Source organism: Streptomyces sp. NPDC096310, assembly GCF_044763125.1.
Taxonomy (GTDB): Bacteria; Actinomycetota; Actinomycetes; order Streptomycetales; family Streptomycetaceae; genus Streptomyces.
Map to the genome: position 1 here is coordinate 204774 of NZ_JBIWFO010000008.1, position 22002 is coordinate 226775.

The 22002-nt window shown below is 71.1% G+C and carries 22 protein-coding genes; 4 read left to right on the plus strand and 18 right to left on the minus strand.

Annotation, left to right across the window (positions count from 1 at the left end):
• Nucleotides 1-153 precede the first annotated feature (153 nt).
• From ACIQ7D_RS18655 to leuA, 4 genes are all read right to left on the minus strand, one after another.
• Nucleotides 154-1005, minus strand: a complete 852-nt coding sequence (locus ACIQ7D_RS18655; protein ID WP_403938781.1) for an isoprenyl transferase — start codon at nucleotides 1003-1005, stop codon at nucleotides 154-156.
• A 46-nt stretch (nucleotides 1006-1051) separates the two neighbouring features.
• Nucleotides 1052-1801, minus strand: a complete 750-nt coding sequence (gene recO / locus ACIQ7D_RS18660) for a DNA repair protein RecO (protein ID WP_403938783.1) — start codon at nucleotides 1799-1801, stop codon at nucleotides 1052-1054.
• Nucleotides 1802-1894: 93 nt separating this feature from the next.
• Entirely contained in the window at nucleotides 1895-2590 is a 696-nt protein-coding gene (locus ACIQ7D_RS18665; RefSeq protein WP_403938785.1) for a TerB family tellurite resistance protein, read from the minus strand.
• A 246-nt stretch (nucleotides 2591-2836) separates the two neighbouring features.
• Entirely contained in the window at nucleotides 2837-4597 is a 1761-nt protein-coding gene (gene leuA, locus ACIQ7D_RS18670) for a 2-isopropylmalate synthase (protein WP_403938787.1), read from the minus strand.
• A 289-nt stretch (nucleotides 4598-4886) separates the two neighbouring features.
• Here leuA and ACIQ7D_RS18675 point away from each other — a divergent pair, with 289 nt between their 5' ends.
• Together ACIQ7D_RS18675 and ACIQ7D_RS18680 are read left to right on the plus strand one after the other, a co-directional pair.
• Entirely contained in the window at nucleotides 4887-5951 is a 1065-nt protein-coding gene (locus tag ACIQ7D_RS18675) for a M4 family metallopeptidase (protein WP_403938789.1), read from the plus strand.
• Nucleotides 5952-6029: 78 nt separating this feature from the next.
• Nucleotides 6030-6296, plus strand: a complete 267-nt coding sequence (locus ACIQ7D_RS18680) for a protealysin inhibitor emfourin (RefSeq protein WP_403938791.1) — start codon at nucleotides 6030-6032, stop codon at nucleotides 6294-6296.
• A 12-nt stretch (nucleotides 6297-6308) separates the two neighbouring features.
• On the opposite strand, the gene era is transcribed toward ACIQ7D_RS18680, so the two are convergent.
• The 13 genes from era to hrcA all read right to left on the minus strand — a co-directional run bounded on the left by era (nucleotide 6309) and on the right by hrcA (nucleotide 19513).
• Nucleotides 6309-7280 (minus strand): GTPase Era, encoded by a 972-nt coding sequence (era, locus tag ACIQ7D_RS18685; RefSeq protein ID WP_403938793.1) that lies wholly within the window; start codon nucleotides 7278-7280, stop codon nucleotides 6309-6311.
• A gap of 72 nt (nucleotides 7281-7352) precedes the next feature.
• Nucleotides 7353-7724 (minus strand): cytidine deaminase, encoded by a 372-nt coding sequence (locus tag ACIQ7D_RS18690; RefSeq protein ID WP_403938795.1) that lies wholly within the window; start codon nucleotides 7722-7724, stop codon nucleotides 7353-7355.
• A 400-nt stretch (nucleotides 7725-8124) separates the two neighbouring features.
• On the minus strand, nucleotides 8125-8484 hold the full coding sequence (locus ACIQ7D_RS18695; RefSeq protein ID WP_403938864.1) for an MmcQ/YjbR family DNA-binding protein: 360 nt from the start codon (nucleotides 8482-8484) through the stop codon (nucleotides 8125-8127).
• A gap of 11 nt (nucleotides 8485-8495) precedes the next feature.
• On the minus strand, nucleotides 8496-9785 hold the full coding sequence (locus ACIQ7D_RS18700; RefSeq protein ID WP_403938797.1) for a hemolysin family protein: 1290 nt from the start codon (nucleotides 9783-9785) through the stop codon (nucleotides 8496-8498).
• Nucleotides 9782-10279: an rRNA maturation RNase YbeY gene (gene ybeY, locus ACIQ7D_RS18705; protein ID WP_384990546.1), complete on the minus strand. Its 498-nt coding sequence runs from the start codon at nucleotides 10277-10279 to the stop codon at nucleotides 9782-9784. The genes ACIQ7D_RS18700 and ybeY overlap by 4 nt, the downstream gene beginning before the upstream one ends.
• Before the next feature lie 13 nt (nucleotides 10280-10292).
• On the minus strand, nucleotides 10293-12428 hold the full coding sequence (locus tag ACIQ7D_RS18710) for a PhoH family protein (RefSeq protein WP_403938799.1): 2136 nt from the start codon (nucleotides 12426-12428) through the stop codon (nucleotides 10293-10295).
• Nucleotides 12429-12581: 153 nt separating this feature from the next.
• Complete coding sequence (locus ACIQ7D_RS18715) at nucleotides 12582-13691, minus strand: carbohydrate kinase family protein (protein ID WP_403938866.1); 1110 nt, start codon at nucleotides 13689-13691, stop codon at nucleotides 12582-12584.
• A 142-nt stretch (nucleotides 13692-13833) separates the two neighbouring features.
• Nucleotides 13834-14736 carry a ribonuclease Z gene (locus ACIQ7D_RS18720; protein WP_403938801.1) on the minus strand — a complete coding sequence of 301 codons (903 nt, stop codon included), beginning with the start codon at nucleotides 14734-14736 and terminating at the stop codon, nucleotides 13834-13836.
• Nucleotides 14737-14741: 5 nt separating this feature from the next.
• On the minus strand, nucleotides 14742-15101 hold the full coding sequence (locus ACIQ7D_RS18725) for a histidine triad nucleotide-binding protein (RefSeq protein WP_403938803.1): 360 nt from the start codon (nucleotides 15099-15101) through the stop codon (nucleotides 14742-14744).
• A 177-nt stretch (nucleotides 15102-15278) separates the two neighbouring features.
• Nucleotides 15279-16025, minus strand: a complete 747-nt coding sequence (locus tag ACIQ7D_RS18730) for a 16S rRNA (uracil(1498)-N(3))-methyltransferase (RefSeq protein WP_403938805.1) — start codon at nucleotides 16023-16025, stop codon at nucleotides 15279-15281.
• On the minus strand, nucleotides 16022-17101 hold the full coding sequence (locus ACIQ7D_RS18735; protein WP_403938807.1) for a nitronate monooxygenase: 1080 nt from the start codon (nucleotides 17099-17101) through the stop codon (nucleotides 16022-16024). Before ACIQ7D_RS18735 ends, ACIQ7D_RS18730 begins: the two co-directional genes overlap by 4 nt.
• Before the next feature lie 258 nt (nucleotides 17102-17359).
• Nucleotides 17360-18496, minus strand: a complete 1137-nt coding sequence (dnaJ, locus tag ACIQ7D_RS18740) for a molecular chaperone DnaJ (protein WP_384990559.1) — start codon at nucleotides 18494-18496, stop codon at nucleotides 17360-17362.
• Nucleotides 18497-19513, minus strand: a complete 1017-nt coding sequence (gene hrcA / locus ACIQ7D_RS18745; protein WP_329827165.1) for a heat-inducible transcriptional repressor HrcA — start codon at nucleotides 19511-19513, stop codon at nucleotides 18497-18499.
• A 210-nt stretch (nucleotides 19514-19723) separates the two neighbouring features.
• On the opposite strand from hrcA, the gene ACIQ7D_RS18750 reads away from it, so the two are divergent.
• Both ACIQ7D_RS18750 and ACIQ7D_RS18755 read left to right on the plus strand, forming a co-directional pair.
• Complete coding sequence (locus tag ACIQ7D_RS18750; protein ID WP_403938809.1) at nucleotides 19724-20497, plus strand: MBL fold metallo-hydrolase; 774 nt, start codon at nucleotides 19724-19726, stop codon at nucleotides 20495-20497.
• Between the two features lie 33 nt (nucleotides 20498-20530).
• Nucleotides 20531-21376, plus strand: a complete 846-nt coding sequence (locus ACIQ7D_RS18755) for a DUF3097 domain-containing protein (RefSeq protein ID WP_403938811.1) — start codon at nucleotides 20531-20533, stop codon at nucleotides 21374-21376.
• Here ACIQ7D_RS18755 and ACIQ7D_RS18760 read toward each other — a convergent pair.
• Nucleotides 21354-21965, minus strand: a complete 612-nt coding sequence (locus ACIQ7D_RS18760; RefSeq protein ID WP_403938812.1) for a Uma2 family endonuclease — start codon at nucleotides 21963-21965, stop codon at nucleotides 21354-21356. The genes ACIQ7D_RS18755 and ACIQ7D_RS18760 overlap by 23 nt on opposite strands.
• Nucleotides 21966-22002 lie beyond the last annotated feature (37 nt).

The following is a 22002-nucleotide window of genomic DNA, read 5'->3' on the forward strand; positions in this document are numbered from 1 at the left end:
GGGGGGGTGCGGGCTTCGGCGCTGTGGGCGGGGGGGGTGGTGGGGCCCGCGGTCCCGCCCCCGGCCCCCCCCCCCCCCGCGCGTCCGCCTCGACCAGATCCGCCCGGCCCGCACTGGACCTGCCCGGCCCGCACCAGACCCGCTCGGCCCGCGCTAGACCTGCTCGGCCTGCTCGGCCTGCTCCGGGATGTCCACGTCGCCCGCCTCGTTGGGCAGCGCCCCGCCGAAGCGTCGGTCCCGGGCCGCGTACTCCAGGCAGGCCCGCCACAGGTCCCGCCGGTCGAAGTCCGGCCACAGCACGTCCTGGAAGACCATCTCCGCGTAACTGCTCTGCCAGATCAGGTAGTTGGACGTACGCTGCTCACCGCTCGGCCGCAGGAAGAGATCCACGTCCGGCATGTCCGGGTAGTAGAGGTACTTCGCGAACGTCTTCTCGTTGACCTTGCCCGGGTCGAGCTTGCCGGCCGCGACATCGGCCGCGAGCGCCCGCGCCGCGTCGGCGATCTCCGCACGGCCGCCGTAGTTGACGCAGAAGTAGAGCGTCATGGCGTCGTTGTCCTTGGTCTGCTCCTGGGCCACCTGGAGCTCCTGGACGACCGACTTCCACATCTTGGGCATCCGGCCGACCCAGCGGATCCGGATCCCCAGCTCGTCCATCTCGTCGCGGCGGCGCCGGATGACATCGCGGTTGAAGTTCATCAGAAAGCGCACCTCGTCAGGGGTGCGTTTCCAGTTCTCGGTCGAGAAGGCGTACAGGGAGAGGTTCTTCACGCCCATCTCCAGGCAGCCCTTGAGCACGTCGAGGACGACCCCCTCGCCCACCTTGTGGCCCTCGGTGCGCGGCAGCCCGCGCTCCTTGGCCCAGCGGCCGTTCCCGTCCATGACGCAGGCCACGTGCTTCGGCACCAGCTCGCCGGGGATCTTCGGCGGCGTCGCCCCCGACGGATGCGGCTCAGGCGTCTTGTACTCGCGGCGGGAGCGTCCCATGATTCCGCGTCGTGCCATGCGCTTCTCGTCTCCTCGTTCCTCGCTCAGCTCTTCGCTGTCCGAGCTAGTTCTTCTCCACGTATCTGAGGGAGCGCAGGCCGCGCTCCAGATGCCAGTGCAGATAGGCGGACACCAGCCCGCTGCCCTCCCTGACATGGCGCGCCTCGCACGCGTCGGCCGTTGTCCAGTCCCCGGTCAGCAGCGCACTGAGCAGTCCGACGGCCTCAGCAGAGGGTACGACGCTGCCGGGCACCCGGCAGTCGCCGCAGATGACCCCGCCCGCCGCCACGGAGAAGAACCGGTTGGGGCCGTGCAGCCCGCACTTCGCGCAGTCGTCGAAGCTCGGCGCGTACCCGTTGACGGCGAGGGAGCGGAGCAGGAAGGCGTCCAGGATGAGATGGGGCGCGTGCTCCCCCCTGGCGAGGGTCCGCAGCCCGCCGACGAGCAGCAGGTACTGCTGGACGGCCGGTTCGCCCTCGTGGTCGGTGAACCGCTCCGCGGTCTCCAGCATCGCGGTGCCGGCGGTGTAGCGGGCGTAGTCGGAGACGATCCCGCCACCGTACGGAGCGATGGTCTCACTCTGGGTGCACAGCGGCAGACCGCGCCCGATCAGCTCGCTGCCGCGCGCGAAGAACTGCACGTCGACATGGGAGAACGGCTCCAGCCTGGCCCCGAACTTCGACTTGGTCCTGCGCACCCCCCGGGCGACGGCGCGGACGCGGCCGTGGCCGCGGGTCAGAAGCGTGATGATGCGGTCGGCCTCACCGAGCTTCTGGGTGCGCAGCACGACGCCGTCGTCCCGGAACAGACTCATGCCGCCATTCTCGCGCATGCGCGGGCGCCGCTTTCCCGTACGTACGGAAGTGCCGGGGACGCGTACGGGCGGGTACGCGGCACCGCGGGGCCCTCAGGAGGGCGTGCCCGACGCCGCCAGCAGCAGGCGCGCCGTGTCGTCCGCGCGGAGCTGGAGCGCGCCGCCGACGATGCTCAGCACCTCGCGCTCCGCCGGGCTGTAGACCCCGTCCGCCAGGGCGATCCTGGCGCCCTGGAGCAGGATCGACTCCCGGCCCGCCGGGGCGAGGTGCGGCGCGAGCGGCTCCAGCGCCTCGTGGAGTTCGATGGCGAGCGCGGCGCCGAAGGGGCCCGCGTCGATGACGAAGCGGCCGGTGTCGGCGGCCAGCGCCTCGACCAGGTCCGTCAGCCGGTCCTCCGTGCAGTCCTCGAACCCGGCCGCGCGCACCGTGAGGACGGCGGTCTCGCGGACCGTACGGGACGAGGTGCCGCCGGCCGCGAGGACCGCGAGCGCGACCGTGTGGACGGCGTCGCGCAGCATCGCGGAGAACCGGAGCGTGGTGGGGTGGTCCAGGGCGTCCGTGCCGAAGTGGGCGTGGCAGGCGGCGCACTCGACGACGGGGCCCGCGCAGCCGCGGGCGAGCAGCGGGATGCCGAGCACGGTGAAGCGGCGACGGCCGGTACGGCGCCGGTAGTTGCGGTCGCCACCGCAGTCGGGGCAGAAGAACTCCCCGTCGCCGACCGTGGTCCACGACGTACGAATGCCACAGAGGCGCGGTTTTCGGCCGCGTGGTCCTTGAGCTGGCAGCACGTCGCGCACCTCCGTCACGCCCCGGCAACGCTTCGTTGCGCTGCACTGCACCGCGTCTCTGCCCCCTGTTCGGTGAATGGGACCGCAGAGCCGCCGCGTTGACGTGATGTTAGCCACATCTTCGAGGTGCCGTCAGCACCGTGGCGTGAGATCGCCACGACATGGCCGAACCCCGCCCCTTGCGTACCAGGGCGGGGTCCGAGAACGCTCAGGTCAGCGCGGGGCGCGGGGCGGCGCCCCGGCGGATCAGCGCGTCGCGCGGTTGACGGCGGAAACGACCGCCTTGAGTGACGCGCGGGTGGTGTTGGCGTCGATGCCGATGCCCCACAGCACCTTTCCGTCGATGGCGCACTCGATGTACGAGGCGGCCTGCGCGCTCGCGCCCTCGCTCATGGTGTGCTCCTGGTAGTCCAGCAGCCGGGCGTCCACCCCGACCGCCGCCAGGGCCTCGAAGAAGGCGGAGATCGGGCCGTTGCCGGTGCCGGTCAGCACCGTCTCCGTACCGTCCACGACGGCCTGGACGGTCAGGGTGTCCTTGCCGTCCGTGTCGGTCGTGGACTGGCCGGAGCGGAGCTGGACCCGGCCCCAGGCGTTCTCCGCGTTGGGCAGGTACTCGTCGCGGAAGACCGACCAGATCTGGGCGGGGGTGACCTCGCCGCCCTCGGCGTCGGTCTTGGCCTGAATGATGCGGGAGAACTCGATCTGCATCCGGCGCGGCAGGTCCAGCTTGTGGTCGTTCTTCAGGACGTACGCGATACCGCCCTTGCCGGACTGCGAGTTGACGCGGATGACCGCCTCGTAGGAGCGGCCCACGTCCTTCGGGTCGATCGGCAGGTACGGCACGGCCCACTCGACGTCCTCGACCGACAGGCCGCGCGTGGCGGCGTCGGCCTCGCGGGCGTCGAAGCCCTTCTTGATGGCGTCCTGGTGGGAGCCGGAGAAGGAGGTGTAGACCAGGTCGCCCACGTAGGGGTGGCGCGCGTGGATCTCCATCTGGTTGCAGTACTCGCTGGTACGGCGGACCTCGTCGATCCGCGAGAAGTCGATCTGCGGGTCGACGCCCTGCGAGAAGAGGTTCATGCCCAGCGTCACCAGGTCGACGTTGCCGGTGCGCTCGCCCTGGCCGAACAGACAGCCCTCGATCCGGTCGGCGCCGGCCATCAGCGCCAGCTCGGCGGCGGCGACGGCGGTACCGCGGTCGTTGTGCGGGTGCACGGACAGGCAGACGTGCTCACGGCGGGAGAGGTTGCGGGACATCCACTCGAAGCGGTCCGCGTGCGTGGAGGGCGTCGAGCGCTCCACGGTGGCGGGCAGGTTGAGGATGATCTCGCGGCCGGCCTCGGGCTGCCAGACGTCCATGACGGCCTCGCAGACCTCCAGGGCGAAGTCCAGCTCGGTGTCGGTGAAGATCTCCGGGCTGTACTGGTAGCCGAAGATGGTCTCCGGGCCGAGGATCTTCTCCGCGTACTCGGTCACCAGCCGGGTGCCGTCCACGGCGATCTGCTTGACCTGCTCCTTCGTGCCGCGGAAGACGACCCGGCGGAAGGTGGGGGCGGTGGCGTTGTAGAGGTGGACGGTGGCGCGGTGGGCGCCGCGCAGCGCCTCGACGGTGCGCTCGATCAGTTCCTCGCGCGCCTGGGTCAGGACGGAGATCGTCACGTCCTCGGGGATCGCGCCCTCTTCGATGATCGACCGTACGAAGGCGAAGTCGGTCTCACCGGAGGCGGGGAAGCCGACCTCGATCTCCTTGTAGCCCATACGGACCAGCAGGTCGAACATCTCGCGCTTGCGCGCCGGCGACATGGGGTCGATCAGCGCCTGGTTGCCGTCGCGCAGATCGGTGGAGAGCCAGCGGGGCGCGACGGTGATCCGGTTGTCCGGCCAGGTGCGGTCGGGGATGTCCACGGCCTCGTAACGGCCGTACTTGTGGATCGGCATCCCGGACGGGCGCTGGGTGTGGGTCGCGTTGGTGATGGGCGTGGGGCGACCGACGGAAGGTGCAGACATTGCGTAGGGCTCCTCGTGTGTCCACTGGGACGGCCGACGGGGCGTGATCACCGCAACGCCAGACTCCGCGGGGAGGGGGTCGGCCTACGACTACAGGCCCTCGCCGCGGCAGCTAAGGAGAAGCAGCCCGAAACGCATGGTGCGTAGCAGCGTAACCGAGACGCGGTGCACGTGCGGCTCCGTATCAGCATACGGAACGCGTCACGGCCGTACCGGCCCGGATCACTCCATTTCAGCAAAGACTGTCGCAATGAGTGACAGACCCGCGACGGGCTGCCACATTGCAGTCATGAACGCCATCACACCGGTCTTCTGCACCATCGTGCCGCCGCACGTACTCGACAAGCTCGCGCAGGCCGACGACCCCGTGGTCTCCGGGCCCGCCCGCCGCACCCTTGAGGCGGACTCCGCGCAGCGCACCCGCCGCCGGCTGACCATCGCCGCGGGGCCGCTCAGGACCGCCGCGGCGGCGGAGGACGCCGCGACGGGCACCCCCCACCGCACCATCTACGACTGCCGCAACGGTACGGCGCTGCCCGGCACGAAGGTCCGCGAGGAGGGCGCGGAGCCGGGCCAGGACGCCACCGTCAACCGCGCGTACGCCGGTCTCGGCTCGACGTTCGAGCTGCTGCTCTCGGCGTACGGCCGTGATTCGCTGGACGGCGCGGGGCTGCCGCTGACCGCCAGCGTGCACTACGACCGGGAGTACGGGAACGCCTTCTGGGACGGCGAACAGATGGTCTTCGGGGACGGCGACGGGGAGATCTTCCTCGACTTCACGCTCCCGGTGGACGTGATCGGCCACGAGCTGACGCACGGCCTCACCCAGTACACGGCCAACCTCGCCTACTACGGCCAGTCCGGTGCGCTCAACGAGTCCGTGTCGGACGTCTTCGGTTCGCTGGTCAAGCAGTACACGCTGGAACAGACCGCGGACCAGGCGGACTGGCTCATCGGCGAGGGACTGCTCGCGCCACGTGTCCAGGGGGTGGCGCTGCGCTCCATGAAGGCCCCGGGCACGGCGTACGACGACGATGCCCTCGGCAAGGACCCGCAGCCGGCCACGATGGACGACTACGTACGGACGAGCCGCGACAACGGCGGGGTGCACATCAACTCCGGCATCCCGAACCACGCGTTCTACCTGCTGGCGACCCGGCTCGGCGGCAAGGCGTGGGAGCGTGCGGGCCAGATCTGGTTCGACGTGCTGACCGGCGGCGACCTTGACGTCGAGGCGGACTTCGCGGACTTCGCCAAGCTGACGGTCGCGGCGGCGCGGGAGCGCTACGGGGACGCGGCGGAGCACGAGGCCGTGGTCAAGGCGTGGTCCCAGGTCGGGGTCCCCACCGCCTGACCTCCTCGGCACCGGCGACTTCGGCACCGGCACGGGCGGCGGCTACTGCCGCCGCCCGTCACGTACTAGACAGGACCCATGCGTATCCAAGTACGGCGTACGGGCGGCTTCGCCGGCATCGAGCGAACGGCCGAGATCGACACGGCCCCGCTCCCCGACGCGACCCACTGGCAGGCCCTCGCCCACCGCGCCCTCACCAGCCACGGCCCCGCCTCACGCGCCGGGGTCCCGGACGGCTTCGCCTACACGATCACGGTCGACGGCCGCACGGTCCACTGCGCGGACCCTCATCTCACGGACGCGCAGCGGGAACTGATCTCCAGAGTCCTGAAGGAAGGCGCCTGAGTCCCTGGAGGCTCAGAACCCGAGCTTGCGCAGCTGCTTCGGGTCCCGCTGCCAGTCCTTGGCGACCTTGACGTGCAGGTCGAGGAAGACCGGCGTGCCGAGCAGCGCCTCGATGTGCTTGCGGGACTTCGTCCCGACCTCCTTGAGCCGCTTGCCCTTGGGGCCGATGATGATCCCCTTCTGGCTCGGGCGCTCGATGTACACGTTCGCGTGGATGTCGAGCAGCGGCTTGTCCGCCGGGCGGTCCTCACGCGGCAGCATCTCCTCGACGACGACCGCGATCGAGTGCGGCAGCTCGTCCCGTACGCCCTCCAGCGCGGCCTCGCGGATCAGCTCGGCCACCATGACCTGCTCGGGCTCGTCGGTGAGGTCGCCCTCCGGGTAGAGCGGCGGGCTCTCCGGGAGCAGCGGGACGAGGAGGTCGGCCAGCAGGCCGACCTGCTGGTCGCCGACCGCCGAGACCGGGACGATCTCCGCCCACTCCAGGCCGAGTTCCCTGCCGAGCTGGTCGATCGCGATGAGCTGCTCGGCGAGCGTCTTGGAGTCGACGAGGTCGGTCTTGGTGACGACGGCGACCTTCGGCGTCTTCTTGATCCCGGCCAGCTCCTTGGCGATGAACCGGTCGCCGGGGCCCAGCTTCTCGTTGGCGGGCAGACAGAAGCCGATCACGTCGACCTCGGCCCAGGTCGTCCGTACGACATCGTTCAGCCGCTCGCCGAGCAGGGTGCGCGGCTTGTGAAGGCCCGGGGTGTCCACCAGGATGAGCTGCGCCTCGGGGCGGTGCACGATGCCGCGCACGGTGTGCCGGGTGGTCTGCGGCCGGTTCGAGGTGATGGCCACCTTCTGGCCGACCAGAGCGTTCGTGAGGGTGGACTTGCCCGCGTTGGGGCGACCGACGAAGCAGGCGAAGCCGGCCCGGTGGGGGGCTTCGGCCGACTCGGAAGGAGTCTCGGGAGAGGAGGTACGAGCGCTCATGGCGCCCATTCTCCCCGATCCTTCACCCTCCGCCGACCAGCCGACCCGTAAACGCCCCGCCCACCGCGCCGCGTACGCTCGTCATCCCGCGGTGACCGTCACCCGCAGCGCACCGTCCGCGCCCGCCACCAGGACCGGGGTCGCGGGCCCGCCGAGGTCCCGTACGGCGGCACGGTCCTCGTCGGACGCGGTCGCGGCGTCGGTGACGACGGCCGCCGCCTCCAGCGAGGTGGCCCCGCTGGCCACGGCCATCGCGACGGCGGTCCGCAGCGCGCTCAGCCTGAGGGAGTCCAGCTCCACACTCCCGGCGACATACGTCCGCCCGGTCTCGTCCCGCACGGCCGCCCCTTCGGGCACCCCGTTCCTGGCGCGAGCGGAACGGGCCAGAGTGATGATCTTGCGGTCCTCGGGGTCGAGGTCGGTGGCGTCGGCGCTGTCGGTGGTCCGTGTCATGCTCCGAGCATAAGCATCCCGCGCTACGCGTTGAAGTCGTACTCCAGCACGTACGACGCGGAGTCGAGGAAGATCTGCGCTCCTCCGAGGGGCTGGCCACGACCCACCCTCCATTGTGCGTGCCGTGCGCGGTGAAGTCCGTACGTGCCTGCCCCCACCTGCGCGAACAGTGTGTGGTGGCGTTCGCGACTTCGGTCCGGTGGGCGTACGGGGCGCGCTCTACCGCCCCGGGTACCCGTCCCCGGTTCCGGTGGATGTCGCCGGGGTGGCCTTCGACGACCCCCGCATCCGCTGGGTCCGGCCGGACAACTCGTGATGCGGCTGCGTGCATTCACGGTGGTCGACCTCAAAACCTTGCGGTCGGCGCAGTGCTGAGCACGCTCAGGGCCCGGGTCGGCCGCTACGGCCGGTCCAGGCGGAGGCGTGCCGCCTTCGGGAGGCCCGCCACCACCAGGTCGTAGGAGTCCTCGATCAGCTCGCGGACCATCCGCGTCGGCAGGTCCGCCGCCGTCACCGTGTTCCAGTGGCGCTTGTTGAGGTGCCAGCCGGGGACGATCGCCTCGTGGGTCTCCCGCAGGCGCAGCGCCTCCTCCGGGTCGCATTTGAGGGAGACCTTCAGCGGGGTCTCCCCCAGGGCGCAGAAGGCGAAGATCCTGCCGCCGACCTTGAAGACGGTCAGGTCCTGGTTGCGCGGGAACGGGGTGTCCTCGAAGGCGCCGTTCAGGTCCAGGCAGAACGAACGGAGCGCCCCGGCCGTCAGCGCGCGGGCCGTCATGGGGCCGGGGCCTCCGCCTTGACCGGTTCCGCGAGGACCGTGACGATCTTGTTGCGGCGGCCGGCCGGGGATTCGGCCGTCAGACGCAGGGTGCGGCCGTCGGGGAGTTCGACGCATGCGGTGGCGCCCGCGATGGGGACGCGGCCCAGGGCCTTCGCGAGCAGGCCGCCGACCGTTTCCACGTCCTCGTCGTCGTACTCGTCGAGGCCGAACAGCTCCCCGAGGTCTCCGATGTCGAGCCGGGCCGTGACCCGGTAGGAGCCGTCGCCCAGCTCTTCGACCGGGGGCAGCTCGCGGTCGTACTCGTCGGTGATCTCGCCGACGATCTCCTCCAGGATGTCCTCGATGGTGACGATCCCGGCCGTGCCGCCGTACTCGTCGATCACGACCGCGACATGGCTGCGCTCCTGCTGCATCTCGCGCAGCAGATCACCGGCGTTCTTCGTGTCGGGCACGAACGCCGCCGGGCGCATCGCCGTCGAGACCAGGTCGGCCTCGGAGTCACGGTTGATGTGGGTCTTCCTGACCAGGTCCTTGAGGTAGACGATGCCGACGATGTCGTCCTCGTTCTCCCCGGTCACCGGGATGCGGGAGAAGCCCGAGCGCAGCGCCAGGGTGAGCGCCTGACGGATCGTCTTGTACCGCTCGATGCAGACGAGGTCCGTGCGCGGGACCATGACCTCCCGTACGAGGGTGTCCCCCAGTTCGAAGACGGAGTGCACCATCCGGCGTTCGTCGTCCTCGATGAGCGATTCCGCCTCCGCCAGGTCGACCATGGCGCGCAGCTCGGCCTCGCTGGCGAACGGGCCCTTGCGGAACCCCTTGCCGGGGGTGAGCGCGTTGCCCAGGAGGATCAGGAGCTGCGGGATCGGGCCCATGATCCTGGCCAGCGGCAGCAGGACGTACGCGGAGGCCGTGGCCGTGTTCAGCGGGTGCTGGCGGCCGATCGTACGCGGCGAGACGCCCACCGCGACGTACGAGACGAGGACCATCACGCCGATGGCGACGACCAGCGCCGCCCAGGTCTCCTGGAAGCGCTCCAGGCAGACGTAGGTGACCAGTACGCCGGCCGCCATCTCGCAGGCGACCCGCACCAGCAGGGCCACGTTGAGATAGCGCGTGGGGTCGGCGGCGACCTGGGCCAGCTTGGCCGCGCCGCGCCGCCCCGACCGTACGGCCTCGGCCGCCCGGAAGCTGGAGACGCGGGCGATGCCCGCCTCGGCGGAGGCGGCGAGCCAGGCGACGACGACCAGCGCGACGGCCCCGACGATCAGTTGCGCGGTCACGAGACCGTGGGCGCGGGCGACGGGCCGGTGAGCCCCCGCTCGGCGCGCCAGCCGTCGACGATCGCCGCCTGGAGGCCGAACATCTCGGCCTTCTCCTCCGGCACCTCGTGGTCGTACCCGAGCAGATGCAGCACCCCGTGGACGGTCAGGAGCTGAAGCTCCTCGTCCATGGAGTGCTGCGTCGGCGCTTCCTCGCCCTGCCGCTTGGCGACCTCCGGGCAGAGCACGATGTCACCGAGGAGCCCCTGCGGGGGCTCCTCGTCGTCCTTGACCGGCGGACGCAGCTCGTCCATCGGGAAGGACATGACATCCGTCGGCCCCGGCAGGTCCATCCACTGGATGTGGAGCTGCTCCATCGCGGCCTCGTCCACCACGATCACCGACAGTTCGGAGAGCGGGTGGATGCGCATCCGGGCGAGCGCGTAGCGGGCGGTGTCGAGAATCGCCTGCTCGTCGACCTCGGTGCCTGACTCGTTGTTGACGTCGATCGACATGGTGCGCTCTGGTCTACTTCCCGTTGTCGCTGTCGTACTGCTCGTACGCGTCGACGATACGGCCGACGAGCTTGTGCCGTACGACATCCTGGGACGTGAGCCGGGAGAAGTGCACGTCGTCCACGCCCTCCAGGATGTCCTGGACCTGGCGCAGACCGCTCTTCGTGCCGCCCGGGAGGTCGACCTGGGTGATGTCCCCGGTGATGACGATCTTCGACTCGAAGCCGAGGCGCGTCAGGAACATCTTCATCTGCGCGGGGCTGGTGTTCTGTGCCTCGTCCAGGATGATGAACGCGTCATTGAGGGTGTTGTGCGTCAGCAGATAGTCTTCGGTGACATACAGAGAATCCGCAGCTGCCACCTGGATGCACACCGCTTCCTCCCGACCGGCGGGTTCGATGCTGTCGATATGGCGCATGGGCCGCCCGCCACCCCCGGCCGCGAGGTACCTCTCCCGCTTACGGGCCAGCCGGAAAGGCTCGACACCCTCGGGAAGTCGGATATCGATGACGTGCGAGTCCTCGCGGTGATGGACTTCCCTACCACGGGCCTTCCCCGGCATACGGCCTGCGGCGGCCCTGCGGCGGCTGTATGCGACACCACCCAGCGACTGCACCAGAGCGATGACATCGTCGCGGAGCAGAATCGATGTCGTACTGTACTGAACCCGGCATGTCCGATCGGCCTGAACCACAGGTCCGCCGTCAGCGTCCAGCAATCCCTGCAGCAGCGCCAGACGGACGTCAGCACTGTTCCTCAGATACTCATCCGGTACGAACTTCGTCTGGGACCTGGTACCGAGCAGGTCCAAAGCCCGCAGAGCCCGCGTGACAGGGTTTTCCAGGGTGACGACGTCACCAGGCGCTTTCACCCGGTTCAGAGCATAATCAACTCCGCCCCTATGCCGTACGCCGACTCCCGGAAGCGCGGTCTCCAGTGCTGCGGCGAGTTCCGGGCCGTTCGTGGCGCAGCCAGGTGTGGTGCGGCCGGTCAAGCAGCCATCGCCCAGCAACAGGCCCAGAGCATAGGCGTCCATGGGGACCTCCCGCGCGGGGAAGCACACCGGGGTGGTCAGCAGAGGCAGCTCGTACCGTCGGGCATGTGCTGCGCGGAGATTGCCGATCATCTCTTTTGTTTCAAGGACCCGCCACGGCCTGTCGCGACGACGGTCGGACGCCGTCCTGACAGTCCACAGATGATCGCCACAGCACAGCGTCGACGCTCCGTCCTGGGCTGTGAGGCGGTAGATGTCCTTCTCACCCTGCGGATATACGCCCAGAACGGGCGTTGGCTCTCCATTCGACCCGATGACCAGGTCTCCCACCTCAAGCTCACCGATCGGGCGCCAACCGTCGGGCGTCAGCACCTTGGTGAAGACCGGCTGAGCGCGTCCGCGCATGTACGCCAGCGGCGCGACCTCGATCGTGCCCGCCGCCATCAGCCGCGGGATCGAGTCGGGGTCGAGCATGTCGTGCAGCGCGTCGTAGAGCGGGCGCAGATACGGGTCGATCTTCTCGTAGAGCGTGCCGGGCAGGAAGCCGAGCCGCTCCCCCGCCTCGACGGCGGGCCGGGTCAAGATGATCCGGTTGACCTGTTTGGCCTGGAGCGCCTGGACCGCCTTGGCCATGGCGAGATACGTCTTGCCCGTACCGGCCGGGCCGATGCCGAAGACGATCGTGTGCCGGTCGATCGCGTCGACGTACCGCTTCTGGTTGAGGGTCTTGGGCCGGATCGTCCGGCCACGGCTGGAGAGAATGTTCTGGGTGAGCACCTCGGCGGGCGTCTCGGGACCGTCCGCGCCGCCGTTCTCGCTCGCCCTGAGCATGGCGATCGAACGTTCCACTGCGTCCTCCGTCATCGGCTGACCGGTGCGGAGCACCAGCATCATCTCGTCGAACAGGCGCTGGATCAGCGCGACGTCCACCGCGCTGCCGCTCGCACTGATCTCGTTTCCCCGGACATGGATGTCGGCGGCCGGGAACGCCTTCTCGATCACTCGCAGCAGGGAGTCTCCGGAGCCCAGGACCGTCACCATCGGGTGCTTGGCGGGGACGGTCCACCGGGCGCGTGCCTGCTCCGGCGCGGGTGTGCGGTCCGACGCGGGGTCCCGGTCGGGCGCGGGGGTCTGGACTGTAGGTGTCTGAGTCATGGGCCGGCCCTGTGGCCTGCGCATACCTCCCGTTGCAGGGTTCTCGCCGCTCGACAACCTCTGGAGTACCAGCGTACGACCCCGCACTGACAAGGCCCTAGGGCTTTTCCCCGCGCCTTGCTCACGAACCCCCCGCGCCTCACCGCCGCACCCTCAGCCCGAGCGGCCGAATCCGATCGTCGGGACGGCCCTGCGCAGCGGCCACGGCCGGCTCGGCGCGGGCAGCAGCTCCGCCAGGAAGGCGTAGCGCCGCAGCGCCGCCGGGTCCTGCTCGGGCGAGCCCTGGACGTAGCTCCACCAGGCCGCGACCTCCGACCAGCCGGGCGCGGAGAGCGAGCCGCCGAACTCCTGGACGGAGAGCGCGGCGGTCAGGCCGGCGAAGGCCAGCCGGTCGGCGAGCGGCCAGCCGGCCAGCGTGCCGGTGACGAACCCGGCGACGAAGACATCGCCCGCGCCCGTCGGGTCGAGCGCGGCCACCGCGATCGCCGGGACCTCGGCGGTCTCGCCGGTCGCCCCGTCCACGGCGTACGCGCCCTCCGAGCCCAGCGTGACGACGGCGACGGGGACCCGCTCGGCGAGCACCCGCGCGGCGGCCCTGGGGCAGTCCGTACGGGTGTACCGCATGGCCTCCTCCGCGTTGGGCAGGAACGCCTCGCAGTGCTCCAGGTCGGCCAGTCCCGCCAGGTCCCAGCGGCCGGTGTCGTCCCAGCCGACATCGGCGAAGATCCGGCTCCCGTGGCGTGCGGAGTGGGCGATCCACTCGTCGCGCCGCCCGGGCGTGAGCGCGGCGACGGCGGCCCGCGCCCGGGGCGGGCACTCGGGCAGCGCGCCCTCCGGCGGCGGGGCCTCGTGGCCGTGCGAGACCATGGTCCGCTCGCCCTCGTACGCCATGGAGACGGTCACCGGGGAGTGCCAGCCGGGCACGGTGCGCGAGCGCGAGAGGTCGATGCCCTCGCCCCGTTCCAGCGCGTCCCAGCAGTACTCGCCGTAGTGGTCGTCGCCGAAGGCGGCGGAGAGCGAGGTGCGCAGCCCGAGCCGGGCCAGCGCCGAGGCCATGTTGGCGATGCCGCCGGGGCTCGACCCCATGCCCCTGGCCCAGGACTCGGTGCCCCGTACGGGGGCGCTGTCCAGGCCGGTGAAGATGATGTCGAGGAAGACCGTGCCCGTGAGGTAGACGTCGTACTCCGGGTCGTCGGGGGCGCGCAGCGCCCCCAGCGGGTCGACATGGGCCGAGTGTTCCAGCGCGGTGTGTCCCGGGGCCACGGGCCCCGGGCGGTCCAGGTGGTCCAGGTGGTCCAGCGGGTCTCCGTTGGGTGTGATCACGGCGGGCTCCCGATCGCGTGCGGATCCGGACAGTCTGCCCGATCGGCGGGGCCCCACCGGACACGCCGGGCGGCCGCCCCTGTCAGCGCTTGGGGAGCGGCACCCGTACGAGGTCGGCGGCGACCGTCAGTTCGCCTTCGAAGCCCGCGGCCCGTGCCTGCCGCTCAAAGGCGTCGGGTTCGCTGTAGCGCTGGGAGAAGTGCGTCAGCACGAGATGCCGTACACCGGACTCCGCCGCCACCCGGCCCGCCTGGCCCGCGGTGAGGTGGCCGTGGTCGGTGGCCAGCCGCTCGTCCTCGTCCAGGAACGTCGACTCGATGACCAGCAGGTCGCACCCCTCGGCGAGCGCGAACACCCCGTCGCAGAGCCGGGTGTCCATGACGAACGCGAACCGCTGGCCGCGCCGGACCTCGCTGACCTGCTCCAGCGTGACGCCGTCGAGCGCGCCCTCGCGCTGGAGCCTCCCCACGTCGGGGCCCGCGATGCCGTGCGCGGCGAGCCGTACGGGGTCCATCCGGCGCCCGTCGGGCTCGGTGAGGCGGTAGCCGTACGCCTCGACGGGGTGGGAGAGCTTGCGGGTGTCCAGGGTGTACGCCGGGGTGCGCGCGAGGACGCCGTCGCCGGTGACCGGCGCCTCGGTCAGCGCGACGGTCTCGCGGTAGGCCGTCGCGTACCGCAGCCGTTCGAAGAAGCGCCGGCCGCTCGCCGGGTAGTGCGCGGTGATCTCGTGCGGCACCTGGTCGAGGTTGATGCGCTGGACGACCCCGGCGAGACCGAGCGAGTGGTCGCCGTGGAAGTGCGTGACGCAGATCCGGTTGATGTCGTGCGCGGCGACGCCCGCGCGCACCATCTGGCGCTGGGTGCCCTCGCCCGGGTCGAAGAGCAGCCCCTCGCCGTCCCAGCGCAGCAGATAGCCGTTGTGGTTGCGGTGGCGGGTGGGCACCTGGCTGGCGGTGCCCAGCACGACCAGTTCTCGTACGGACAAGGCGTCTATCCGGGAGGCCAGTTGAGGCCGCGTCCGCCCAGTACGTGGGCGTGCGCGTGGAAGACGGTCTGGCCGGCGCCGGAGCCCGTGTTGAACACGACGCGGTAGCCGGTGGTGTCCGCCTTGTCGTCGGCGGCGACGGCCGCGGCCTCGCGCAGTATGTCCGCGGCGACGGCGGGTTCGGCGGTGGCGAGGGTGGCGGCGTCCGGGTAGTGCGCCCGGGGAATGACCAGGACATGTGTCGGCGCCTGTGGGTTGATGTCCCGGAAGGCGACGGTGGTCGCGCTCTCGCGCACGATGGTCGCCGGCACCTCCCCCGAGACGATCTTGCAGAACAGGCAGTCGGCCTGCGGTTCTCCGGCCATGGTCCCGGCCTCCTCGGCAGAGCGGTGTCAGTCGGTGATCGGTCGGTGATCAGATCCGTGATCAGATCCGTGATCAGTTCTGTGATCAGATCCGTGGATCAGTTCCGTACGGGCGCATCGTATCGGGCGCCACCGACAGGACCGGGGTGGCAGCGCGCGGGCGGTACGGGCGTACGGTCAGGACCAGCGGCCCGTACGGCCCAGCAGCAGCGCCGTGGCCGCCGTTCCCGCGGTGGAGGTGCGCAGCACAGTGGCGCCCAGCCGGTACGGGCGCGCGCCCACCGCCGCGAAGGCCGTCAACTCCTCGGGCGACACGCCCCCTTCGGGGCCCACGACCAGCACGATCGAGCCCGCGACCGGCAGTTCGGCGGCGGCCAGCGCAGCGCTGTCCGCGTCGCGGTCCTCGTGCAGGACGGCCGCGAAGTCCGCCGTGGCGAGCAGCGCGGCGACCTGCTTGGTGGTCATGGCGTCCGCGACCTCGGGGAACCGCACCCGGCGCGACTGCTTGCCCGCCTCGCGCGCGGTGGACCGCCACTTGGCGAGCGCCTTCGCGCCCCGCTCGCCCCGCCACTGGGTGACGCAGCGCGCGGCGGCCCACGGGACGACGGCGTCGACACCGGTCTCCGTCATGGTCTCGACGGCCAGTTCGCCCCGGTCGCCCTTGGGGAGGGCCTGGACGACGGTGATCCGGGGCGTGGGTTCCGCCTCGGTCCGTACCTCGGTGACCGCGACGTCCAGCCGGTCCTTGCCCTCGACCGCCGAGACCGTGCCGTAACCGCCGGTGCCCGCGCCGTCCGTCAGGACGATCTCCTCGCCGACGCGCAGCCTCCGTACGGAGACGGCGTGGCGCCCCTCGGGCCCGTCGAGCGTGACCGTGCCCGCGCGCAGCGCGCCGGGGGCGACGACGAAGACGGGAGCGGTCACGGCGCGTTGCCCAGGCCGGGCATGAACGAGGCGCGGGTCGCGGCGAGTTCACCCGCGAGGACCTCGACCAGCTTGCCCGCGGGCAGTTCGCGCGCCATCCGGTGGCCCTGGCCGGCCCAGAGCGCCATGCCCTGCGCGTCGCCCACCTTGGCGGCGGCCTTGCGCAGCCCGGAGGTGAGGTGGTGGACCTCGGGGTAGGCGGGCGGGGCGTACGGGCCGTGCTCGCGCATGAAGCGGTTGACGAGCCCTCGGGCGGGCCGTCCCGAGAACGCCCGGGTCAGCTCGGTGCGTACGAACAGCGGGTTGGTCATGGCCTGTTTGTGCAGAGCGTTCGCCCCGGACTCCGGACAGACGAGGAACGCGGTGCCGAGCTGCGCGGCGTCGGCGCCCGCGGCGAGTACGGCGGCGATCTGGCCGCCGCGCATCAGCCCGCCCGCGGCGATGACCGGCAGCTCGACGGCCTCCCTGACCTGTGCGATCAGCGAGAGCAGCCCGATGCCGGCGCCGTCGGTGGACGGGTCGTCGCGGTGCGTCCCCTGGTGGCCGCCGGCCTCGATGCCCTGCACGCAGACGGCGTCGGCGCCGGACCACTGGGCGGTCTGGGCCTCCTCGGCCGTGGTCACGGTGACGACGGTGTACGTACCGACGCCCGCGAAGGCGTCGAAGGTCGTCCTGGTGGGGCAGCCGAAGGTGAAGGAGACGACCGGTACCGGGTCGTCGAGCAGGATCGCGAGCTTCGCCTCGTACGCGTCGTCCCGCCCGGACTCGGGGTCGCCGAGCGGTGTCTCGTACCAGGTGGCCTCACCGGCGAGCTGGTTGCGGTAGACCTCGACGGCCGCGTGGTCGGCGTAGTGCGGCTGCGGCATGAAGAGGTTGACGCCGAAGGGGCGGCCGGTGAGGCCCCGGAGCTGCTTGATCTCTTCGTACATGCCGTCGACCGTCTTGTACCCGGCGGCCAGGAACCCGAGGCCCCCGGCCTCGGAGACGGCCGCCGCGAGCTGCGGGCAGGACGCGCCGCCCGCCATGGGGGCCTGCACGATCGGATACCGGCAGAGATCGGTCAGTGCGGAGGACATGCACGCATGGTGCCATGTCGGCCACGGCACCTCCGAATCGGTACCGCGCAGGGCGGGACGAGGGGCCCGGGGGCCTGCCCCCGAACCCTGACCGACCGGCCCGCCGCACCGTCCGCCGAGGGCAGCGTCCAGGCACGTACGCCTGGCCGTCCTGCCGCCCGTTCAAGGCTTCCTTCAACGGGGAGAACGGCCCCGGCTACTGTGCTCGCCCGAGGGCAACCGCCCGGCCGGACGGGCGGCAGGAGCCGCGGGGCCCGCCTACCGCCCGTTGAACGCGTCCTTCAACCGCGAGAACAACCCCTGCTGCCCTGGCTGGAATTGACCGGTGGGCCGTTCCTCGCCGCGGAGCTGGGCCAGTTCGCGCAGCAGGCGTTCCTGCTCCGGGTCCATCTTCGTCGGGGTCATCACCTCGACGTGGACGATCAGGTCGCCCCGGCCGCCGCCCCTCAGGTGCGTGATGCCGCGGCCGTGCAGCGGGATCGACTGGCCGGACTGGGTGCCGGGCCGTACGTCGATCTCCTCCACGCCGTCCAGCGTCTCCAGCGGGCACTTCGTGCCCAGCGCCGCCGCCGTCATCGGGATCGTGACCGTGCAGTGCAGGTCGTCGCCGCGCCGCTGGAACGTCGCGTGCGGGACCTCGTGGATCTCCACGTACAGGTCACCGGCGGGGCCGCCGCCCGGGCCGACCTCGCCCTCGCCCGCGAGCTGGATACGGGTGCCGTTGTCGACGCCCGCCGGGATCTTGACCGTGAGCGTACGGCGCGAACGGATCCGGCCGTCGCCCGCGCACTCGGGGCACGGCGTCGGTACGACCGTGCCGAAGCCCTGGCACTGGGGGCAGGGCCGCGAGGTCATGACCTGGCCCAGGAAGGACCGGGTGACCTGCGAGACCTCGCCCCGGCCGCGGCACATGTCGCAGGTCTGGGCGGAGGTGCCGGGCGCGGCGCCCTCGCCGGAGCAGGTCGTGCAGACGATCGCCGTGTCGACCTGGATGTCCTTGGTCGTACCGAAGGCCGCCTCGTTGAGGTCGATCTCCAGCCGGATCATCGCGTCCTGGCCGCGCCGTGTCCGCGACCGCGGGCCGCGCTGCGACGCCGTGCCGAAGAACGCGTCCATGATGTCCGAGAAGTTGCCGAAGCCGCCGGCTCCGAACCCTCCCGCGCCACCGCCCCCGCTGGAGGACAGCGGGTCGCCGCCGAGGTCGTAGACCTGCTTCTTCTGCGGGTCCGACAACACCTCGTACGCGGCGTTGATCTCCTTGAAGCGCTCTTGCGTCTTGGGATCGGGATTGACATCCGGGTGCAGCTCGCGCGCGAGCCTGCGGAATGCCTTCTTGATCTCGTCCTGAGATGCGTCGCGGCGCACGCCGAGTACGGCGTAGTAGTCCGTGGCCACTTACGACTCCGCCAGGATCTGTCCGACGTAACGTGCCACTGCGCGTACCGCTCCCATCGTTCCGGGGTAGTCCATGCGGGTCGGGCCGACCACGCCGAGTTTGGCGACTGCCTCGTCGCCCGAACCGTAGCCGACCGCGACGACGGACGTGGAGTTGAGGCCCTCGTGGGCGTTCTCGTGCCCGATACGTACGGTCATGCCGGGGTCCGCGGCCTCACCGAGGAGCTTGAGGAGCACCACATGCTCCTCCAGCGCCTCCAGCACCGGCCGGATGGTCAGGGGAAAATCGTGTCCGAAGCGGGTGATGTTGGCGGTTCCGCCGATCATCAGCCGCTCCTCGGTCTCCTCGACCAGGGTTTCCAGCAGGGTCGCGAGGACCGCCGACACGGTCCCCCGGTCCTCCTGCTCGAAGGAGTCGGGCAGGTCCTGCACGAGCTGCGGGACGTCCGCGAAGCGGCGCCCGACGATCCGGCTGTTGAGCCGGGCCCGCAGGTCCGCGAGGGAGGTCTCGCCGAACGGCGCGGGACAGTCGACCAGACGCTGCTCGACCCGTCCGGTGTCCGTGATCAGGACGAGCATCAGCCGGGCGGGCGCGAGCGCCAGCAGCTCCACGTGCCGCACCGTCGAGCGGGTCAGCGAGGGGTACTGCACGACGGCCACCTGCCGGGTGAGCTGCGCGAGCAGCCGTACCGTACGGCCCACGACGTCGTCGAGGTCGACGGCGCCGTCCAGCAGGTTCTGGATGGCGCGGCGCTCCGGCAGCGACAGGGGCTTGACCCCCGCCAGCCGGTCGACGAAGAGCCGGTAGCCCTTGTCGGTCGGGATGCGCCCGGCGCTGGTGTGCGGCTGGGCGATGAAGCCCTCGTCCTCCAGCACCGCCATGTCGTTGCGTACGGTCGCCGGGGAGACGCCGAGTTTGTGGCGCTCCGTGAGCGCCTTGGAACCGACCGGCTCCTCCGTGCCGACGTAGTCCTGGACGATCGCGCGCAACACTTCGAGTCTGCGTTCGCTGAGCATGGCGCACACCTCCCGATGTCGTCCGTCGTCCTTCGCCCGCCGTGGCACTCGCCGGCGCCCGTTGGCACTCGTTCCGGAGGAGTGCCAGAGGCTCCCGGTTCAGTGTACGGCCGTAAGGCGTACACGGAGCAAGGGCGGCCGACCAGGCTACCCGGCGGATCCCGGCGGATCCCGGCGCCGGATGTCAGTGGTCTCCCGTAGCGTCCCGGTATGGACGTCCGTTGGGAAGAGCACGGGTGGGAGCGGCTGGGGCCCGGAGTGGGCCGCAGACGCCTGCCGGGGTGGGACGCGACCGTCGGTCTGGTGGTCGGGGAGCGGGGCGCGCTGCTCTACGACACGGGGTCGACGCTGTGGGAGGGCGCCGGACTCCGGGCGGGGACGCGGGCGCTGCTCGGCGGCCGGCGCGTGACACATGTCGCACTCAGCCATCCGCATTTCGACCATGTGCTGGGGGCGGCGGCGTTCTCGGGCGTGGCGGTGTACGGGGCGGTCGGTCTGGCGGAGCTGCTGGCCGGGGAGGGGGCCGCGGGGAGTCTGTACGAGGAGGCGGTACGGGAGGGGGTCGCGGAGGCGGAGGCGGCCGAGGCGGTGGATCTGCTGGTCCGGCCGGGGCACGCGGTGTGCGGCGAGCTGACGGTGGACCTGGGCGGCGGGCGGCGGGTGGTGCTGGCGAACGCGGGGCCGGGGCACACGGCGCACGACCTGGCGCTGCTGGTGCCCGGGGCGGGCGGCGGGGCGGGGGGTCCCGGTGGGCCGGCGGTGCTCTTCTGCGGGGACCTGGTGGAGGAGTCGGGCGAGCCGCAGGCGGGCCCCGACGCGGTCCCGGCGCGCTGGCCCGCCGCCCTGGACCGGCTGCTGGCGCTGGGCGGCGGGGACGGGACGGTGTACGTGCCGGGGCACGGGGCGGTGGTGGACGCGGCGTTCGTACGGGCGCAACGCGACGCGCTGGCCGCGCGGTTCGGCGGTTCGGGGGCGCCCTCGTAGCCCCGCGGTCACGCCCCGCCTATCGTCGTCCGCATGCGCAGCTACAGCCCCGATCTGACGCCCCCGTGGAAGAAGCCCACGCCCGCGCCGGAGGTCCCCGCCGAAACCGATCTGGTGGTCGAGGAGGTGACGACGGGTTTCTGCGGCGCGGTGATCCGCTGCGAGAAGACCGCCGAGGGGCCGACGGTCACCCTGGAGGACCGCTTCGGCAAGCACCGTGTCTTCCCCCTGGTGGCGCGCGGCTTCCTGCTGGAGGGCCGGCCGGTGACGCTGGTCCGGCCGCGCCCTGGCGGTCCGGGCGCCGGCGCCGCCGGGCCGGCCGCCCCGGCCCGTACGGCCTCGGGCTCGGTCGCCGTGCCGGGCGCCCGCGCGCGGGTGGCGAGGGCGGGCCGGATCTATGTGGAGGGGCGGCACGACGCGGAGCTGGTGGAGAAGGTCTGGGGCGACGATCTGCGCATCGAGGGCGTGGTCGTGGAGTTTCTGGGCGGCATCGACGATCTCCCGGCGGTGGTGGCCGAGTTCGTCCCCGCGCCGGACGCCCGGCTCGGCGTGCTGGTCGACCATCTCGTACCCGGCTCGAAGGAGTCCCGTATCGCGGCGGCGGCGGCCGGGCCGGACGTCCTGGTGGTGGGCCACCCGTACATCGACGTCTGGGAGGCCGTGAAGCCGTCCTCGGTGTCCATCGCGGCCTGGCCGAGGGTGCCGAGGGGTGAGGACTGGAAGACGGGCGTGTGCGAGGCGCTGGGCTGGCCAGCGAACACGGGGGCGGCGTGGCAGCACATCCTGTCCCGGGTGCACTCCTACCGGGATCTGGAGCCGGCGCTGCTGGGGCGGGTGGAGGAGCTGATCGACTTCGTCACGGTCGGCGGTGAGTCCTGACCGGGGGAAGAGTCCCGAACCTGCTGGTGTCGAGCTCGATCCCGAGCATGTCGAGGGGTAGCGGATCACCGAACTTGGCGGTCCGCTCCACTCGATAGTCCGCGTTTTCGCCGCTGCCGGTCGGCTCGGTGAGCAGCGCGCAACGCGCCTCCGTCGGGTCGATGATGAGATAGGCCGGGACACGGCCCGCCGCGTAGATCGAACGCTTGACGCCGTAGTCACGGTCGATGCTGGTTTTGGAAACGACCTCAAGCACCAGAGTGACGGCCGGGGCGGGAACCAGGCGCCCCGGCCCCTCAAAAGCACCGTGCTCGACCACGACGAGGTCCGGCTGTGGCTCGGCGGGCTCTCCCGGGATCGAGAGGTCCTGGGTCTGGACCGGATACCAGTGGTCGATCGGGATCTGCCGTTCCACGAACAGCACGATCAGGTTATGGACCCAGTCGGGCCCAGCCATCATCACGATTTCATCCCTGAGGAGTTCCGCCTTGAGCTTCCCGGGAACCTCAAGGCTCCTGTAGCAAGCTTCCAAGCTCTCGTGCCGCTCGGCGGTGGTTTCGGTGATCGGTCGCTCATCCACAGCGGTCATCTCCGTGAGCCTCCACATTCCGCCGCTTCTGTTAGCG

Bases quoted from the DNA above. Each gene is read 5' to 3' on its own strand.
- ACIQ7D_RS18655 (WP_403938781.1), bottom strand. From the start codon at position 1,005: ATGGCACGACGCGGAATCATGGGACGCTCCCGCCGCGAGTACAAGACG.
- recO (WP_403938783.1), bottom strand. From the start codon at position 1,801: ATGAGTCTGTTCCGGGACGACGGCGTCGTGCTGCGCACCCAGAAGCTC.
- leuA (WP_403938787.1), bottom strand. From the start codon at position 4,597: ATGTCTGCACCTTCCGTCGGTCGCCCCACGCCCATCACCAACGCGACC.
- ACIQ7D_RS18675 (WP_403938789.1), top strand. From the start codon at position 4,887: ATGAACGCCATCACACCGGTCTTCTGCACCATCGTGCCGCCGCACGTA.
- ACIQ7D_RS18680 (WP_403938791.1), top strand. From the start codon at position 6,030: ATGCGTATCCAAGTACGGCGTACGGGCGGCTTCGCCGGCATCGAGCGA.
- era (WP_403938793.1), bottom strand. From the start codon at position 7,280: ATGGGCGCCATGAGCGCTCGTACCTCCTCTCCCGAGACTCCTTCCGAG.
- ACIQ7D_RS18690 (WP_403938795.1), bottom strand. From the start codon at position 7,724: ATGACACGGACCACCGACAGCGCCGACGCCACCGACCTCGACCCCGAG.
- ybeY (WP_384990546.1), bottom strand. From the start codon at position 10,279: ATGTCGATCGACGTCAACAACGAGTCAGGCACCGAGGTCGACGAGCAG.
- ACIQ7D_RS18710 (WP_403938799.1), bottom strand. From the start codon at position 12,428: ATGACTCAGACACCTACAGTCCAGACCCCCGCGCCCGACCGGGACCCC.
- ACIQ7D_RS18725 (WP_403938803.1), bottom strand. From the start codon at position 15,101: ATGGCCGGAGAACCGCAGGCCGACTGCCTGTTCTGCAAGATCGTCTCG.
- ACIQ7D_RS18735 (WP_403938807.1), bottom strand. From the start codon at position 17,101: ATGTCCTCCGCACTGACCGATCTCTGCCGGTATCCGATCGTGCAGGCC.
- hrcA (WP_329827165.1), bottom strand. From the start codon at position 19,513: ATGCTCAGCGAACGCAGACTCGAAGTGTTGCGCGCGATCGTCCAGGAC.
- ACIQ7D_RS18750 (WP_403938809.1), top strand. From the start codon at position 19,724: ATGGACGTCCGTTGGGAAGAGCACGGGTGGGAGCGGCTGGGGCCCGGA.
- ACIQ7D_RS18755 (WP_403938811.1), top strand. From the start codon at position 20,531: ATGCGCAGCTACAGCCCCGATCTGACGCCCCCGTGGAAGAAGCCCACG.
- ACIQ7D_RS18760 (WP_403938812.1), bottom strand. From the start codon at position 21,965: ATGACCGCTGTGGATGAGCGACCGATCACCGAAACCACCGCCGAGCGG.